At 73.6% G+C, this 14,085-nt stretch carries 12 protein-coding genes; 8 read left to right on the forward strand and 4 right to left on the reverse strand.

The window, feature by feature from the left end; translation table 11 throughout:
• Positions 1 to 316: 316 nt before the first annotated feature.
• Positions 317 to 1,066, forward strand: coding sequence for a TrmH family RNA methyltransferase (locus tag ABZ924_RS04595; RefSeq protein WP_361903973.1), 750 nt, complete (start codon positions 317 to 319; stop codon positions 1,064 to 1,066).
• On the opposite strand, the gene paaN is transcribed toward ABZ924_RS04595, so the two are convergent.
• Entirely contained in the window at positions 1,063 to 2,754 is a 1,692-nt protein-coding gene (gene paaN / locus ABZ924_RS04600; RefSeq protein WP_361903976.1) for a phenylacetic acid degradation protein PaaN, read from the reverse strand. The two genes, ABZ924_RS04595 and paaN, sit on opposite strands and share 4 nt — an antisense overlap.
• A 166-nt stretch (positions 2,755 to 2,920) precedes the next feature.
• On the opposite strand from paaN, the gene ABZ924_RS04605 reads away from it, so the two are divergent.
• From ABZ924_RS04605 to ABZ924_RS04615, 3 genes are all read left to right on the forward strand, one after another.
• Positions 2,921 to 4,444: a 3-hydroxyacyl-CoA dehydrogenase gene (locus tag ABZ924_RS04605; RefSeq protein ID WP_361903979.1), complete on the forward strand. Its 1,524-nt coding sequence runs from the start codon at positions 2,921 to 2,923 to the stop codon at positions 4,442 to 4,444.
• Complete coding sequence (locus ABZ924_RS04610; protein WP_361903981.1) at positions 4,441 to 5,031, forward strand: TetR/AcrR family transcriptional regulator; 591 nt, start codon at positions 4,441 to 4,443, stop codon at positions 5,029 to 5,031. The genes ABZ924_RS04605 and ABZ924_RS04610 overlap by 4 nt, the downstream gene beginning before the upstream one ends.
• 203 nt (positions 5,032 to 5,234) lie before the next feature.
• Positions 5,235 to 6,884 (forward strand): PKD domain-containing protein, encoded by a 1,650-nt coding sequence (locus ABZ924_RS04615; protein ID WP_361903984.1) that lies wholly within the window; start codon positions 5,235 to 5,237, stop codon positions 6,882 to 6,884.
• Between the two features lie 105 nt (positions 6,885 to 6,989).
• Here the strand turns inward: ABZ924_RS04615 and ABZ924_RS04620 are convergent, their stop codons facing one another.
• On the reverse strand, positions 6,990 to 7,535 hold the full coding sequence (locus tag ABZ924_RS04620) for an Lrp/AsnC family transcriptional regulator (RefSeq protein ID WP_361904074.1): 546 nt from the start codon (positions 7,533 to 7,535) through the stop codon (positions 6,990 to 6,992).
• Between the two features lie 194 nt (positions 7,536 to 7,729).
• Here ABZ924_RS04620 and pdhA point away from each other — a divergent pair, with 194 nt between their 5' ends.
• The 3 genes from pdhA to ABZ924_RS04635 are packed head-to-tail and all read left to right on the forward strand — an operon-like array spanning position 7,730 to position 11,198.
• The gene (pdhA, locus tag ABZ924_RS04625; protein ID WP_361903987.1) at positions 7,730 to 8,866 is read left to right on the forward strand and encodes a pyruvate dehydrogenase (acetyl-transferring) E1 component subunit alpha; all 1,137 of its coding nucleotides are present in this window, start codon (positions 7,730 to 7,732) and stop codon (positions 8,864 to 8,866) included.
• A complete protein-coding gene (locus tag ABZ924_RS04630) occupies positions 8,863 to 9,861 on the forward strand; it encodes an alpha-ketoacid dehydrogenase subunit beta (protein ID WP_361903991.1) in 999 nt (332 codons plus the stop codon). Before pdhA ends, ABZ924_RS04630 begins: the two co-directional genes overlap by 4 nt.
• Complete coding sequence (locus ABZ924_RS04635; RefSeq protein WP_361903994.1) at positions 9,861 to 11,198, forward strand: dihydrolipoamide acetyltransferase family protein; 1,338 nt, start codon at positions 9,861 to 9,863, stop codon at positions 11,196 to 11,198. The genes ABZ924_RS04630 and ABZ924_RS04635 overlap by 1 nt, the downstream gene beginning before the upstream one ends.
• 75 nt (positions 11,199 to 11,273) lie before the next feature.
• Here the strand turns inward: ABZ924_RS04635 and ABZ924_RS04640 are convergent, their stop codons facing one another.
• The gene (locus ABZ924_RS04640; protein ID WP_361903996.1) at positions 11,274 to 12,404 is read right to left on the reverse strand and encodes an FAD-dependent monooxygenase; all 1,131 of its coding nucleotides are present in this window, start codon (positions 12,402 to 12,404) and stop codon (positions 11,274 to 11,276) included.
• Positions 12,405 to 12,505: 101 nt separating this feature from the next.
• On the opposite strand from ABZ924_RS04640, the gene ABZ924_RS04645 reads away from it, so the two are divergent.
• Positions 12,506 to 13,063: a TetR family transcriptional regulator C-terminal domain-containing protein gene (locus ABZ924_RS04645; protein WP_361903999.1), complete on the forward strand. Its 558-nt coding sequence runs from the start codon at positions 12,506 to 12,508 to the stop codon at positions 13,061 to 13,063.
• A 17-nt stretch (positions 13,064 to 13,080) separates the two neighbouring features.
• Here the strand turns inward: ABZ924_RS04645 and ABZ924_RS04650 are convergent, their stop codons facing one another.
• The gene (locus tag ABZ924_RS04650; RefSeq protein ID WP_361904002.1) at positions 13,081 to 14,058 is read right to left on the reverse strand and encodes an NAD(P)H-quinone oxidoreductase; all 978 of its coding nucleotides are present in this window, start codon (positions 14,056 to 14,058) and stop codon (positions 13,081 to 13,083) included.
• Between the last annotated feature and the right edge of the window lie 27 nt (positions 14,059 to 14,085).

Here is a 14,085-nt window from a genome sequence, read left to right on the forward strand (position 1 = left end):
CCCCTTCCCGAAAACCGGGTCCTGCGGCCCCGGACCCCGCTCGCCTCAAGCGCCGGCGGGGCTGAAAGACCCGGGCGCTTCGCGCCCGGTGCGCTCAAACGCCGCGCGGGCTGAAATTTGCCGCTGCGCGGCGATTCCAGCCCCCGGCGGCAATCCGGCGCCGCCGGCACCTCCAGCCTCGCCGGCGTTTGAGGCGCGGGGTCCGGGGCGGAGCCCCGGTCTTTGAGCCGCGCCGGCGATTGAGGCGGTTCGGGAAGGGGCGGGGTGGGGAACGGCTCCGCGCAGCGGTCGGCAGGTGGGGCCGTAGGGTCTGGGTATGGGTGAGGTGTGGGAGTGGCGGGCTGCCGCTGACGAGGGGCTTGTGTTGCTCGACGGGTTTCATGCCCTCAAGCACGCCCTGCGGTTCGGGGCCGATGTGCGGGTGGTCGTGGCCGAGGACCCGGCGGCCGTGTGCGCGCTCGCGGCGCAGCTGGCGCCGGACGTGGAGGGCGAGGTTCGGCGGCTCGTGCAGCCGGGAGCGCTGCGGGAGCTGGTCGGGCGGGTGCATCCCACCGGGGTTGCGGCGCTGGCCGTGCGGCCGGACGCGGACCAAGGGCGGGCCCGGCTGCAGCAGCGGCCGCGGAGTGCGCCCGTCGTGGTGCTGGACGACCCCAAGAACCTGGGGAACGTGGGGGCCGTGGTGCGGCTTGCCGCCGGGTTCGGGGCCACGGGGGTCGTCACCCGGGGGAGCCTCGATCCCTGGCATCCGAACGTCGTGCGGGCCGGGGCCGGGCTGCACTTCGCCACCACCGTGGACCGGGTGACCCTCGAGACCCTGCCCGAGGGGCCCCTCTATGCGCTCGACCCGGAGGGCGAGGACATCCGTGCCCTCACCCTCCCGGACGACGCGCTGCTGGTCTTCGGCTCCGAGCGGCACGGGATCTCGCCCGAGCTGCGCGCCCGCGCCGACCACCTGGTGTGCCTGCCGATGCGGCCTCAGGTGTCCAGCTACAACCTGGCCACCAGTGTGGCCATGGCCTTGTTCCATTGGGGCGGGCCGGCTCCGGCTCCCGCCCCCGGCGGTTAGGCCTGGCGGCGGACCTCGACCATGCGGAAGCGGTTCGAGACGAACGCGCCGTCGCACAGGGCCGCGTTGGCCGCCGGGTTGCCGCCCGAGCCGTGGAAGTCGGAGAAGGCCGCGGTCTGGTTCACGAAGACCCCGCCGGTCAGGTTCAGCGACAGCTGCGCCGACTCCTCCAGGCAGACCTCCTCGATCGCCCGCTCCGTCTCCTCCGAGGTGGTGTACGCGCCGATCGTCATGGCGCCCTTCTCGCGCACGGTGCGCCGCAGCAGCTCCAGCGCGTCGGCCGTGGAGTCCACCGCCACCGCGAAGGAGACCGGGCCGAAGCACTCCGAGAGGTACGGGGCGGAGTCGTCCGGCTTGGCGGCGTCCAGCTTCACCATGACCGGGGTGCGGACCACCGCGTCCGGGAACTCGGGGTTCACCACCTCGCGGGAGGCCAGCGCGACCTCGCCGAGCCCGGCAGCCGCCTCCAGGCGGGCCTTGACGTCCGGGTTGACCAGGGCGCCCAGCAGCGCGTTGGCCCGGGCGTCGTCGCCCAGCAGGCCGCCGACGGAGGCGGCGAGGTCGGCGACGACCTCGTCGTAGGACTTGTGGCCGGCGTCGGTCTCGATGCCGTCGCGGGGGATCAGCAGGTTCTGCGGGGTGGTGCACATCTGGCCGCTGTACAGGGACAGGGAGAAGGCCAGGTTCCCCAGCATGCCCTTGTAGTTGTCGGTGGAGTCCACGACGATCGTGTTGACGCCGGCCTTCTCGGTGTAGACCTGCGCCTGGCGGGCGTTGGTCTCCAGCCAGTCGCCGAACTCCGTCGAGCCGGTGTAGTCGATCAGCTTGATCTCGGGGCGGACGGCGAGGGTCTTGGCGATGCCCTCGCCCGGCCGCTCGACCGCCAGCGCGACCAGGTTCGGGTCGAAGCCGGCCTCCGCCAGGACCTCGCGGGCCACCTGCACCGTGAGCGCCAGCGGGAGCACGGCGCGCGGGTGCGGCTTGACCAGCACGGCGTTGCCGGTGGCGAGGGAGGCGAAAAGGCCCGGGTAGCCGTTCCACGTGGGGAAGGTGTTGCAGCCGATCACCAGCGCGATGCCGCGCGGGGCGGCGACGAAGCGCTTGTCCAGGTTCAGCGGGTCCTTCTTGCCCTGCGGCTTCGACCAGTCGGCGCGGCCCGGGACGCGGGTCTGCTCCTCGTACGCGTAGGCCACCGCCTCCAGGCCGCGGTCCTGCGCGTGGGGGCCGCCCGCCTGGAAGGCCATCATGAACGCCTGGCCGCTGGTGTGCATGACCGCGTGCGCGAACTCGTGCGTGCGGGCGCCGATGCGGGCCAGGATCTCGATGCAGACGACGGCGCGGGCCTCGGGGCCGGCGTCGCGCCAGGCGCCCATGCCGGTGCGCATGGCGGGCAGCAGCACGTCGGGGTCGACGTGCGGGTACTCCACACCGAGCTCGGGGCCGAACGGGGACACCTCGCCGCCGGCCCAGCCGTCGGTGCCGGGCTGACCGAGGTCGAGCCGGGTGCCGCGGACGGCCTCGAAGGCGGCGAGTCCGTCGGCGGGGGCGGTCTCGCCGTACGCCTTCGGGTGCTCGGGGTGCGGGGACCAGTAGGCGCGGCTGCGGATGGCCTCCAGCGCCTGGTCCAGGGTGGGCCGGTGCTTGGCGGTCAGGGCAGTCAGCTGGGGGAGGGTGGACTCGGCGGCCATCAGGGACCAACTCCTCGTTGAGCCGGGCAAGATCAGCTGGGTCGCAGACTGAGATCAGGCAAGGGCGGGTGAAGAAGAGCAGACTGGAGTTAGAGTAACCGAACGATCGGTCGGGACAAGAGGGCCCGGCAGGCCTGTGGATAACCCGGTGCGGGAGGATCAGGACATGACAGCAATCGAGCGGTCCCGCACTGTGGCGGTCGTCGGCGCCGGCACCATGGGCCAGGGCATCGCCCAGGTGGCCCTTCTCGCAGGTCACCAGGTGCTGATCTACGACATCAACGCCGCCCTCGCCGCCGACGGCGTCGGCATCGTCCAGGACCGCGTCGAGCGCATGGCCGCCAAGGGCCGCCTCGACCGCACCGAGGCGGAGCAGGCGATCGGCCGGATCGGTGCGGCCACGGCCCTCGCCGACCTCGCCGACGCGGCGCTCGTCATCGAGGCGGTCGTCGAGGACGTCACCGTCAAGCGGACGCTCTTCGCCGCACTCGAAGAGGTGGTGGACCGGGACGCCCTGCTGGCGACGAACACGTCCTCCCTCTCCGTCACGGAGCTCGCGGGCGGCCTCGCCCACCCCGGCCGCTTCCTCGGCCTGCACTTCTTCAACCCGGCCCCGCTGCTCCCGCTCGTCGAGGTGGTCAGCGGTTTCGCGACCGACCCGGCCGCCGCCGAGCGCGCGTACGCCACCGTCCTGGGCTGGGGGAAGACCCCGGTCCGCTGCGCCGACACCCCCGGCTTCATCGTCAACCGGATCGCCCGCCCCTTCTACGCCGAGGCCTTCGCGGTGTACGAGGAGCAGGGAGCCGACCCGGCCACCATCGACGCCGTGCTGCGCGAGTGCGGCGGCTTCAAGATGGGCCCGTTCGCCCTGACCGACCTGATCGGGCAGGACGTCAACGAGGCCGTCACCCGCTCCGTGTGGGAGTCCTTCTTCCGGAGCCCCAAGTTCACCCCTTCGCTCGCGCAGCGCCGCCTGGTCCAGTCGGGCCGCCTCGGCCGCAAGTCGGGGCACGGCTGGTTCCCGTACGGCCCGGAGGCCGCGGCCCCGCTCCCGCACACCGCGGGCCCCGAGAAGGCACCGGAGGAGGTCACCGTCGTCGGCGACCTCGGCCCGGCCGCGGAGCTCGCCGCCCTGATGGAGGAGGCCGGGATCGCGGTCACCGCCACCGAGCACGGCGGCCCGTACATCCAGCTGCCCGGCGAGGGCCAGCTGGTCCTCGCGGACGGCAAGACGTCGGTCGAGTTCGCGGACGTCGTCTACTTCGACCTGGCGCTCGACTACCGCGGCGCCACCCGCATCGCCCTGTCCGCCGGCGAGGACACCAGCGAGCGCACCCTCGCCGAGGCCGTGGGCCTCTTCCAGAAGCTCGGCAAGCAGGTCTCCGTGATCGGCGACGTGCCCGGCATGATCGTCGCCCGTACGGTCGCCATGCTGATCGACCTGACCGCGGACGCGGTGGCCCGGGGCGTGGCCAGCGCCGAGGACATCGACACCGCGATGCGGCTCGGCGTCAACTACCCCCTCGGGCCGGGCGAGTGGCACGAGCGGCTCGGCCGCGACTGGGCGTACGACCTGCTGCACCACCTCGACGAGCGCTGCCCCGGCGGCCGCTACGCGCCCTCGCTCGCCCTGTTCAAGCTCGGCTACGCGGAGGACGGGGAGACGGACGCCGCGGAGGAGGGCGCGTGACGACCGCCAGGCGGGACACCTACACCCCGGAGTCGCTCCTGACGGTCGCGGTCCAGGTCTTCAACGAGCGCGGCTACGACGGCACCTCCATGGAGCACCTCTCCAAGGCCGCGGGCATCTCGAAGTCCTCGATCTACCACCACGTGGCGGGCAAGGAGGAGCTCCTCAACCGGGCCGTCAGCCGCGCGCTGGACGGGCTCTTCGCCGTGCTGGAGGAGCCCGGCGCCCTGCGCGGCCGGGCGGTCGAGCGCGTGGAGTACGTCACGCGCCGCACGGTCGAGGTGCTGGTCGCCGAGCTCCCGTACGTGACGCTGCTGCTGCGGGTGCGGGGCAACACGAGCACCGAGCGCTGGGCCCTGGAGCGCCGGCGCGAGTTCGACCACCAGGTGGCCGAGCTGCTCAAGGCCGCCGCGGCGGACGGGGACCTGCGGGCGGACGTGGACATCCGGCTGGCCACCCGCCTGCTGTTCGGCATGGTGAACTCGCTGGTCGAGTGGTACCGCCCGCACCCGGGCACCACGCCCGACGAGCTCGCCGACGCCGTGGTGCACATGGCCTTCGACGGGCTGCGGACGGTCCGCGGCTAGCCTTCGGCCGACCCGCGGAACCGCCTCGGCCGACCCGCGGAACGGCTGTCCGCGGGTCCGCGCGCAGAACGGCCGAAAAACTGTGCGATCAAGTGTCCTCCCGGCGATGTACGCTGTGCGCGACTCAAACCTGAGCGCGTTCAAAAAACAAAATGGGGGGGCCGGTGCGCAATCGCCGACTCGTACTTTCCGCTGCCGTAGCCGTGGCGGCCAGCCTCGGCGCGGTCCTGGCGCCGGGCATGGCCCAGGCCGCCGGTCCGGCAGCACCCGTGGCCAAGGGAGCGCCCGTGGCGGGCGCGCCGGCGGACTCGCTGCCGAAGCCGACGGCCACCAAGACGTTCCACAGCGGGGCCGAGAAGTCGGTCCGCAAGACCCCGTCCGCCAAGACGTCGGCCAAGGGCCTCCAGGCCGCGCCGCAGGTGGCCACCGCCGGCAACCCGGACCTGGCCGTGGTCCTCAACGCGTGGGCCACCTCCGCGCACGGCGTCGAGCTGCAGTCCACGCTCATGAGCGTCCCGGGCGCCACCCTGAAGGTCAGCTACGACTGGGGCGACGGCACCGTCGACACCGCCGACGGCACCCCGGGCGCCGAGGTCAAGCTCGCGCACCGCTACGCCGAGCTCGGCGAGTACAACGTCAAGGTCACCGTGACGGACGCGGCGAACAACGCCGAGGTCGTCAACGAGCTCCCGCTCTCGACGGTCGGCTCGGACTTCACCCCGTACGCCCCGACCCGTCTGCTGGACACCCGCAACGGCATCGGCGCCCCGCGCGCCATGGTGAAGGCGTACAACAGCACCAAGGTGCAGATCGCCGGAAACGGCGGCATCCCGAAGGGCGTCACGGCCGTGGCGCTGAACGTCACCGTCACCAACACCGGCTCCGCCGGGCACGTCACCGCCTTCCCCGGCGGCGGCACCCGCCCGACCACCTCGAACCTCAATTACGAGGCCAACCAGAGCGTGCCGAACATGGTGATCGTGCCGGTCGGCAAGGACGGCACCGTCGAGCTGTACAACGGCGGCTGGGAGTCGGTCGACCTGATCGCCGACATCACGGGCTACTTCACCCAGCAGGCGTCCAGCGGCTACACCCCGATGACGCCGGCCCGCTTCGTCGACACCCGCACGGGCCTGGGCACCGCCAAGGGCCAGGTCGCCGGTCAGGCCACCTTCGGCACCCAGATCAGCGGCCAGTACGGCGTTCCGGCCGGCATCACCGCCGTGGCGCTGAACGTGACCGTCACCAACCCGAAGGAGGCCGGCCACCTGACCGTCTTCCCGAGCGGCCAGTCGGCGCCCACCACGTCCAACGTGAACTTCGTCGCCGGTCAGACCATCGCCAACTCGGTGATCGTCCCGGTCGGCCCCGACGGCCGGATCAACGTCCGCAACGGCGCCTGGGCCGGCACCGACGTCATCGTCGACGTCGTCGGCTACTACAGCCCCGCCAGCTCGGGCTCCTTCATGGCGGTCGACCCGCACCGCATGCTCGACACCCGCTCCTGGGGCTACGGGCCGATGTACGCCCGCGGCTACATCTGGATGCCGATCTCCCACGGGGAGGAGGGCATCGCGGGCTACGTCCTGAACACCACGGTGACCAACACCAAGGACGCCGGCTTCCTCTCGGTCGCCCCGGACACCAACACCCCGGACCAGTACCACAACCACACCGAGGTGGAGCAGACGCGTCCCACCGCGTCCACGCTGAACTGGACGGCCGGCAAGACCGTGCCGAACCTGGTGCAGGCGAGCTCCGGCGGCGTCAACGGCGTCGTGGACTTCTGGAACCAGAGCTGGAACACCACCGACCTGATCGTCGACATCTTCGGCTACTACGAGACCAAGTGACCCACCGGTGATCGGCCCGTAGGCGCCTCGCACAGCGCCCCGGGGACGGCCCTTCCAGGCCGGCCCCCGGGGCGCTGTGTCGTTTCTCCGTGCGTGCGCCGCCGGCTACTCCTCGGCCGCGATCGCCGGTCCGCCGCCCGGCGGACCGGGGTCGAGGAGGTCGGTCTCCTCGAAGACCAGCAGGGTGCGCGTGGAGAGCACCTCGGGAATGGACTGGAGCCGGGTCAGCACCAGCTCGCGCAGGGTGCGGTTGTCGGGTGTGTGGACCAGCAGCAGGACGTCGAAATCACCGCTGACCAGGGCGATGTGGGCGGCGCCGGGCAGCTCGCGGAGCTTCTCGCGGACCGTGCGCCAGGAGTTCTGGACGATCTTCAGGGTGATGTAGGCGGAGGCGCCCTGGCCTGCGCGTTCGTGGTTGACCCGGGCCGTGAAGCCGCGGATCACGCCGTCGTCGATCAGCCGGTTGATCCGTGCGTATGCGTTGGCCCGCGAGACGTGGACCTGCTCGGCCACCGACCGTATCGACGCCCGGCCGTCCGCCTGGAGCAGCCGCATGATCGAACGGTCGATGGGGTCCAGGGGACGGGGCGGGGCCTGTGGGGCGGAGGGTGCACCGCCCGATGGGACCGGTGCGGAACCCGCTGCGGCCATTTGTTCATCCGGCATTGCCCACTGCCTCCCTCTCCTGGACGTCCTGCACCCATCCCAGGGCCCCGGCGCCACTTTGTCCACAGCCTGGAGTCGCCTGTAGCCAAATTGCGCCATCGACCGAACAATCGGTTGGTGAGGCGCCTCACAACCGGGGCTGCCGTCTGCCCGCTTCCCAAGAGGAGGTGTACGCCGCCATGACGGTCCAAGAGCTGCCCGGCGCCGGTGCGTCCCACCGATCCACCCCGCCGCCCGCCTGGAGGCCCCGTACCGAGGCCGCCCCGCTGCTCCCGGACCCCGAGCCGTACCGGGTACTGGGCACGCCGGCCGCCGAGAAGCTCGACCCCGAGCTGATGCGCCGCTGCCACGCCGAGCTGGTGCGCGGCCGCCGCTACAACGCGCAGGCCACCGCCCTCACCCGGCAGGGCCGGCTCGCCGTCTACCCCTCCACGGTCGGCCAGGAGGCCTGCGAGATCGCGGCCGCCCTGGTGCTCGAGGAGCAGGACTGGCTCTTCCCGAGCTACCGCGACACCCTGGCGGCCGTGGCGCGCGGCCTGGACCCCGTCCAGGCGCTGACGCTGCTGCGCGGTGACTGGCACACCGGCTACGACCCCCGCGAGCACCGCATCGCCCCGCTGAGCACCCCGCTCGCGACCCAGCTGCCGCACGCGGTGGGCCTGGCGCACGCGGCCCGGCTGCGCAGGGACGACGTGGTGGCCCTGGCCATGGTCGGCGACGGCGGCACCAGCGAGGGCGACTTCCACGAGGCGCTGAACTTCGCGGCCGTCTGGCAGGCCCCGGTGGTCTTCCTCGTCCAGAACAACGGCTTCGCCATCTCCGTCCCGCTGTCCAAGCAGACCGCCGCCCCCACCCTGGCCCACAAGGCCGTCGGGTACGGGATGCCCGGCCGCCTCGTCGACGGCAACGACATCGCCGCCGTGCACGAGGTGCTGTCGGAGGCGGTCCACCGGGCCCGGTCCGGTGGCGGACCCACCCTGGTCGAGGCGGTCACGTACCGCATAGAGGCCCACACGAACGCCGACGACGCGACCCGCTACCGCGGGGACGCCGAGGTCGAGTCATGGAAGGCGCACGACCCCGTGGAGCTGCTGGAGCGCGAGCTGACCGCGCGCGGGATCCTCGACGAGCAGGGCATCGAGGCGGCCAAGGAGGCGGCAGAGCGGATGGCCGCGGCCCTGCGCGAGCGGATGAACGCCGACCCCGTCCTGAACCCGATGGACCTGTTCGAGCACGTCTACGCGGAGCAGACCGGCCGGCTGCGCGAGCAGGCGGACATGCTGCGTGCCGAGCTCGAGGCGGAGGAGCAGTCGTGACGACGGTGGCGGTGAAGCCCGCGACGATGGCGCAGGCCCTGAACCGGGCCATGCGCGACGCGATGGCCGAGGACCCGACCGTCCACGTCATGGGCGAGGACGTCGGCACCCTCGGCGGCGTCTTCCGCATCACGGACGGCCTCGCGAAGGAGTTCGGCGAGGACCGCTGCACGGACACCCCGCTCGCGGAGGCCGGCATCCTCGGCACCGCGGTCGGCATGGCCATGTACGGGCTGCGGCCGGTCGTGGAGATGCAGTTCGACGCGTTCGCCTACCCGGCGTTCGAGCAGCTCATCTCGCACGTGGCGAAGATGCGCAACCGCACGCGCGGCGCGATGCCCCTGCCGATCACCATCCGCGTGCCGTACGGCGGCGGGATCGGCGGCGTGGAGCACCACAGCGACTCCTCCGAGGCGTACTACATCGCCACGCCCGGCCTGCACGTGGTGACCCCGGCGACCGTCGAGGACGCGTACGGGCTGCTGCGCGCGTCGATCGCGAGCGACGACCCGGTGATCTTCCTGGAGCCGAAGCGGCTGTACTGGTCGAAGGCCGAGTGGAACCCGGAGGCGCCGGCCGAGGTGCCGGGCATCGGCAAGGCCGTGGTGCGGCGTACGGGCACGAGCGCGACGCTGATCACCTACGGGCCCTCGCTGCCGGTGTGCCTGGAGGCGGCCGAGGCGGCCCGCGAGGAGGGCTGGGACCTGGAGGTCGTCGACCTGCGCTCGCTGGTGCCGCTCGACGAGGAGACCGTCATGGCCTCCGTACGCCGCACCGGGCGCGCGGTGGTGGTCCACGAGGCGAACGGCTTCGGCGGACCGGGCGCCGAGCTCGTCGCCCGCATCCAGGAGAAGTGCTTCCACCACCTGGAGGCGCCGGTGCTGCGCGTGACGGGCTTCGACATCCCGTACCCGCCGCCGATGCTGGAGAAGCACCACCTGCCCGGTGTGGACCGGATCCTTGACACCGTGGCCCGCCTGCAGTGGGAGAACTGATGCCGCAGGTAATGGAGTTCAAGCTCCCCGACCTCGGGGAGGGACTGACCGAGGCCGAGATCGTCCGCTGGCTGGTGGCGGTCGGCGACGTCGTCGCCGTCGACCAGCCGGTGGTCGAGGTCGAGACGGCCAAGGCGATGGTGGAAGTGCCGTGCCCCTACGGCGGTGTGGTCACCGCCCGCTTCGGGGAGGAGGGCACGGAACTCCCCGTCGGAGCACCGCTGATCACGGTGGCGGTGGGCGTGAGTGCGGGTGCAGGCGCGGACGCGGTCGAGGGTGCGGCCGGGGCGGAGGCGGAGGCCTCCGGTTCGGGCAACGTCCTGGTCGGCTACGGGACGGACCACTCGCGCACGGCGCGTCGGAGGCGGGTGCGACCCGCCTCCGCGGCGGCTCCCGCTCCTGCTCCCGCCCCCGCCCCCGCGCCGGCCCCTGCGCCGGTCGCCGCTGCGGTGCACACCGGCCCCGTGCCGGTCATCTCGCCGCTCGTGCGCAAGCTGGCCAGGGACCACGGGATCGACCTGCGCGCCCTGCGCGGTTCCGGGCCCGAGGGCCTGATCCTGCGGGCGGACGTCGCGGCAGCGATCGAGGCCCCCGCGGCCGCTCCCGCTGCGGCCCCCGCGGCGGTGGCGGCGGTCGCCGCCCCGGCCGGCGCCGAGCGGATCCCGCTCAAGGGCCTGCGGGGCGCGGTCGCCGACAAGCTCTCGCGCAGCCGCCGGGAGATCCCGGACGCCACGTGCTGGGTCGACGCCGATGCGACCGAGCTGATGGCGGCGCGGGCGGCGATGAACGCCGCGGGCGGCCCGAAGATCTCGGTGCTGGCGCTGCTGGCCCGGATCTGCACGGCCGCGCTCGCGCGGTACCCCGAGCTGAACTCCACGGTGGACCTGGCGGCGAACGAGATCGTGCGGCTGCCGGCCGTGCACCTGGGCTTCGCCGCGCAGACCGAGCGCGGCCTGGTCGTGCCGGTCGTCCGGGACGCGCACACGCGCAACCCGGAGTCGCTGACCGCGGAGTTCGCCCGGCTGACGGAGCTGGCCCGGACCGGGAAGCTGGCCCCGTCGGACCTGACCGGCGGGACGTTCACCCTGAACAACTACGGGGTGTTCGGGGTCGACGGCTCCACGCCGATCATCAACCACCCCGAGGCGGCGATGCTCGGCGTGGGCCGGATCACGGCCAAGCCGTGGGTCCACAACGGCGAGCTGGCGGTCCGCCAGGTCGTGCAGCTGTCCCTGACGTTCGACCACCGGGTCTGCGACGGGGGCGCGGCGGGCGGCTTCCTGCGGTACGTGGCCGACTGCGTGGAGTCCCCGGCGGTCCTGCTGCGCACCCTGTAGTCCCGCAGCGGCGTGGTCCCGTAGCGGCCGCAGGGTCGGACCGCCCCGCTGCGGCCCTGCCGGTCCGGGCGGTGGTCAGACCGCCCGGGCCGACAGCCGCGGCGGGGTCCAGTCCGCGTGGCGCAGGATCGCGCGGACCGTCGCCCGGGAGGGCGCGAGGCGCAGGGCCCGGTTGCGCAGGGCGACGGCCGCCGGGTGGGTGAGCCGGTGGCCCAGCCGGCCGGCCTGCCGGGCCGCCCGGGCCACGGCCTGGGCCCGCGGTCGGCGCACGGCGTCGTAGCGGGCCAGCGCCGTCTCCACGTCCGGGGCGGCGGCCAGTTCCGCGGCCAGGGTGACTGCGTCCTCCAGGGCCTGGCAGGCGCCCTGGCCCAGGTTCGGGGTCATCGCGTGCGCGGCGTCCCCGAGGAGGGCCACCCGGCCGGCGGTGAAGCGCGGCAGCGGGGTGTGCAGCTCGTGGACGTCGTGGTGCAGGACGTCCTCGGGGCGGGTCTGCGCCAGCAGGCGGGCGACCGGCTCGTGCCAGTGGCCGAAGCGCCGCCCGAGCGCGGCGAGCGGGTCCGCAGGGCGCAGGCCGGCGGGGGCGGCCAGTACGGCGTGCCATTCCGCCCGGCCGTCGGCGAGGGCGATGTGCCCGAACTCCGCGCCCGGCCCCCAGGTCAGCTCGAAGTCGGTGTCCAGGGCGACCGGTCCGGCGGTGAGGGCGCGCAGGACCGTGGAGCCGCTGTAGACGGCGCCCGGGTGCTCCGGGAAGAGCTCGGCGCGGACGGCACTGTGCACCCCGTCGGCGGCCACCACCACATCGGCGTCGGCCCGGGCGTCCTCGAGTGAGCCCGTCACCCCCGTGCGCAGGCTGCCTGCCGGAAGGGCCTCGCGCAGCAGGCGGTGCAGGTCGGCGCGCGGGATGCCGGTCATGGGGGTGCCAAGGGCGCGTTCCAGGGCGGCGCCGTCCATGCGGGACAGCCACCGCCCGTCGGGGGTGCGGGTGCCGCCGGTGTACTGGGGGCGCGCGGCCCCGCGGACGGCCGGGCCCACTCCCAGGGCGTCCAGGGCCCGGATGCCGTTGGCGGCGAGCGAGATGCCGGCGCCCGCGTCGGCCAGGACGGCGGATCGCTCCAGGACGCTCACCTCCCAGCCGGTGCGGTGCAGTCCGATGGCGGCGGCGAGCCCGCCGATGCCGCCGCCGATCACCAGAGCGGTGCCTTTCATGACCGTCCCCCCTGTCTCCCGGGTGTCTCCCGGGTTTCTACATCTGTAGAAGCCGTTGGGCGCAGCCTACCCCCGGGCTTCTACAGGTGTAGAAATGGGGGGTGAGCGAAGAACGACGCACCGTCCTGGCCGATGCCGCCATCGAGGTCCTCGCCGACGCGGGGATGCGCGGGCTGACCCACCGCGCCGTGGACCGGGCCGCCGGCCTGCCCGACGGCACCACCTCGGCCTACTTCCGCACCCGCGCCGCCCTGCTGACCGCCCTCGTGCGCCGCCTCGTGGCCCGCGACCAGGCCGAGCTGCAGGCGGCCGGCGAACGCACGCCGCCGCTGCGCACCCCCGCCGAACTGGTACACGGTCTCGACGCGCTGACGCGGGCCCGGCTGACGGGCGAGGGGCGCCGGCGCTCGCTCGCCCGCTACGCCTGCGCGCTGGAGAGCGTCCGGGACCCCGAGCTCCGCGAGATCCTCGTGCCCCGCGACAACGCCGGCCGGGAGCGCGTACGGGCCTTCCTGGCCGCCCGGGGCGTCCCCGACCCGGACGCCCGTACGCACACCCTGCTGTCCTGCGTGGACGGCCTCGTCCTCGACCACCTCGTGGCGGGCACCGAGGTGCCCGCCGAGGCCCTGGAGGGGCTGGTCGCCGCCGCCCTGAGGTGACCGGCGCTCCCCGCCCGTCAGGCGGTCAGCAGCACCTTGCCGACGTGGGTGCTCGCCTCGACCACCCGGTGGGCCTCTGCGGCCTCCTGCATCGGAAGGACGGTGTGCACCACCGGCTTGACCCGGCCCGCCTCCACCAGCGGCCACACGTGCTCCCGTACGGCTGCGACGATGGCCGCCTTCTCCTGGAGCGGCCGGGCCCGCAGCGTCGTCGCCGCGATCGCCGCCCGCTTCGTCAGCAGGGTGGCGAGGTTCAGCTCGGCCTTCACCCCGCCCTGCATCCCGATCACCACGAGCCGCCCGTTCACGGCCAGGGCGTCCACGTTCCGGGCCAGGTACTTCGCGCCGATGATGTCCAGGACCACGTCCGCGCCCGCGCCGCCCGTCGCGGCCTTCAGCTCCGCCACGAAGTCCTGCTCGCGGTAGTCGATCAGGACGTCCGCGCCGAGCTCCTTGCAGCGGGCCAGCTTCTCCGGCCCGCCGGCGGTCACCGCGACCGTCGCGCCGACGGCCTTGGCGAGCTGGATCGCCATCGTGCCGATGCCGCTGGAGCCGCCGTGCACGAGCACGGTCTCGCCGGGGCGCACGTGGGCGACCATGAACAGGTTCGACCACACCGTGCACGCCGCCTCGGGCAGGGCCGCGGCCGTCACCAGGTCCACGCCCGCCGGGACCGGCAGCAGCTGGCCCGCCGGGACGGCCACCTTCTGCGCGTACCCGCCGCCGCTCAGCAGCGCGCACACCTCGTCGCCGACCGCCCAGCCGGACACCCCCGGGCCGACGGCGGAGATCCGCCCCGAGCACTCCAGGCCCGGGTGCGGGGAGGCGCCGGGCGGCGGATCGTAGAACCCCTGCCGCTGCAGGAGGTCGGCGCGGTTCACGGCGCTCGCGGCGACGTCGACGAGGACCTCGCCCTCCCCGGCCACCGGGTCGGGTGCCTCGGCCCAGACCAGGGCCTCGGGGCCGCCGGGCTGCTCGATGGTGATCGCATGCATGGCCCGGAGCGTACGCCAACAGCCGCC

It is taken from the genome of Streptomyces sp. NPDC046876 (assembly GCF_040645035.1).
Lineage (GTDB): Bacteria > Actinomycetota > Actinomycetes > Streptomycetales > Streptomycetaceae > Streptomyces.

What these genes read in the sequence shown, in the direction of transcription:
- ABZ924_RS04595 (WP_361903973.1), top strand. Translation starts at nt 317, where the DNA reads ATGGGTGAGGTGTGGGAGTGGCGGGCTGCCGCTGACGAGGGGCTTGTG.
- paaN (WP_361903976.1), bottom strand. Translation starts at nt 2,754, where the DNA reads ATGGCCGCCGAGTCCACCCTCCCCCAGCTGACTGCCCTGACCGCCAAG.
- ABZ924_RS04605 (WP_361903979.1), top strand. Translation starts at nt 2,921, where the DNA reads ATGACAGCAATCGAGCGGTCCCGCACTGTGGCGGTCGTCGGCGCCGGC.
- ABZ924_RS04620 (WP_361904074.1), bottom strand. Translation starts at nt 7,535, where the DNA reads ATGGCCGCAGCGGGTTCCGCACCGGTCCCATCGGGCGGTGCACCCTCC.
- pdhA (WP_361903987.1), top strand. Translation starts at nt 7,730, where the DNA reads ATGACGGTCCAAGAGCTGCCCGGCGCCGGTGCGTCCCACCGATCCACC.
- ABZ924_RS04635 (WP_361903994.1), top strand. Translation starts at nt 9,861, where the DNA reads ATGCCGCAGGTAATGGAGTTCAAGCTCCCCGACCTCGGGGAGGGACTG.
- ABZ924_RS04640 (WP_361903996.1), bottom strand. Translation starts at nt 12,404, where the DNA reads ATGAAAGGCACCGCTCTGGTGATCGGCGGCGGCATCGGCGGGCTCGCC.
- ABZ924_RS04650 (WP_361904002.1), bottom strand. Translation starts at nt 14,058, where the DNA reads ATGCATGCGATCACCATCGAGCAGCCCGGCGGCCCCGAGGCCCTGGTC.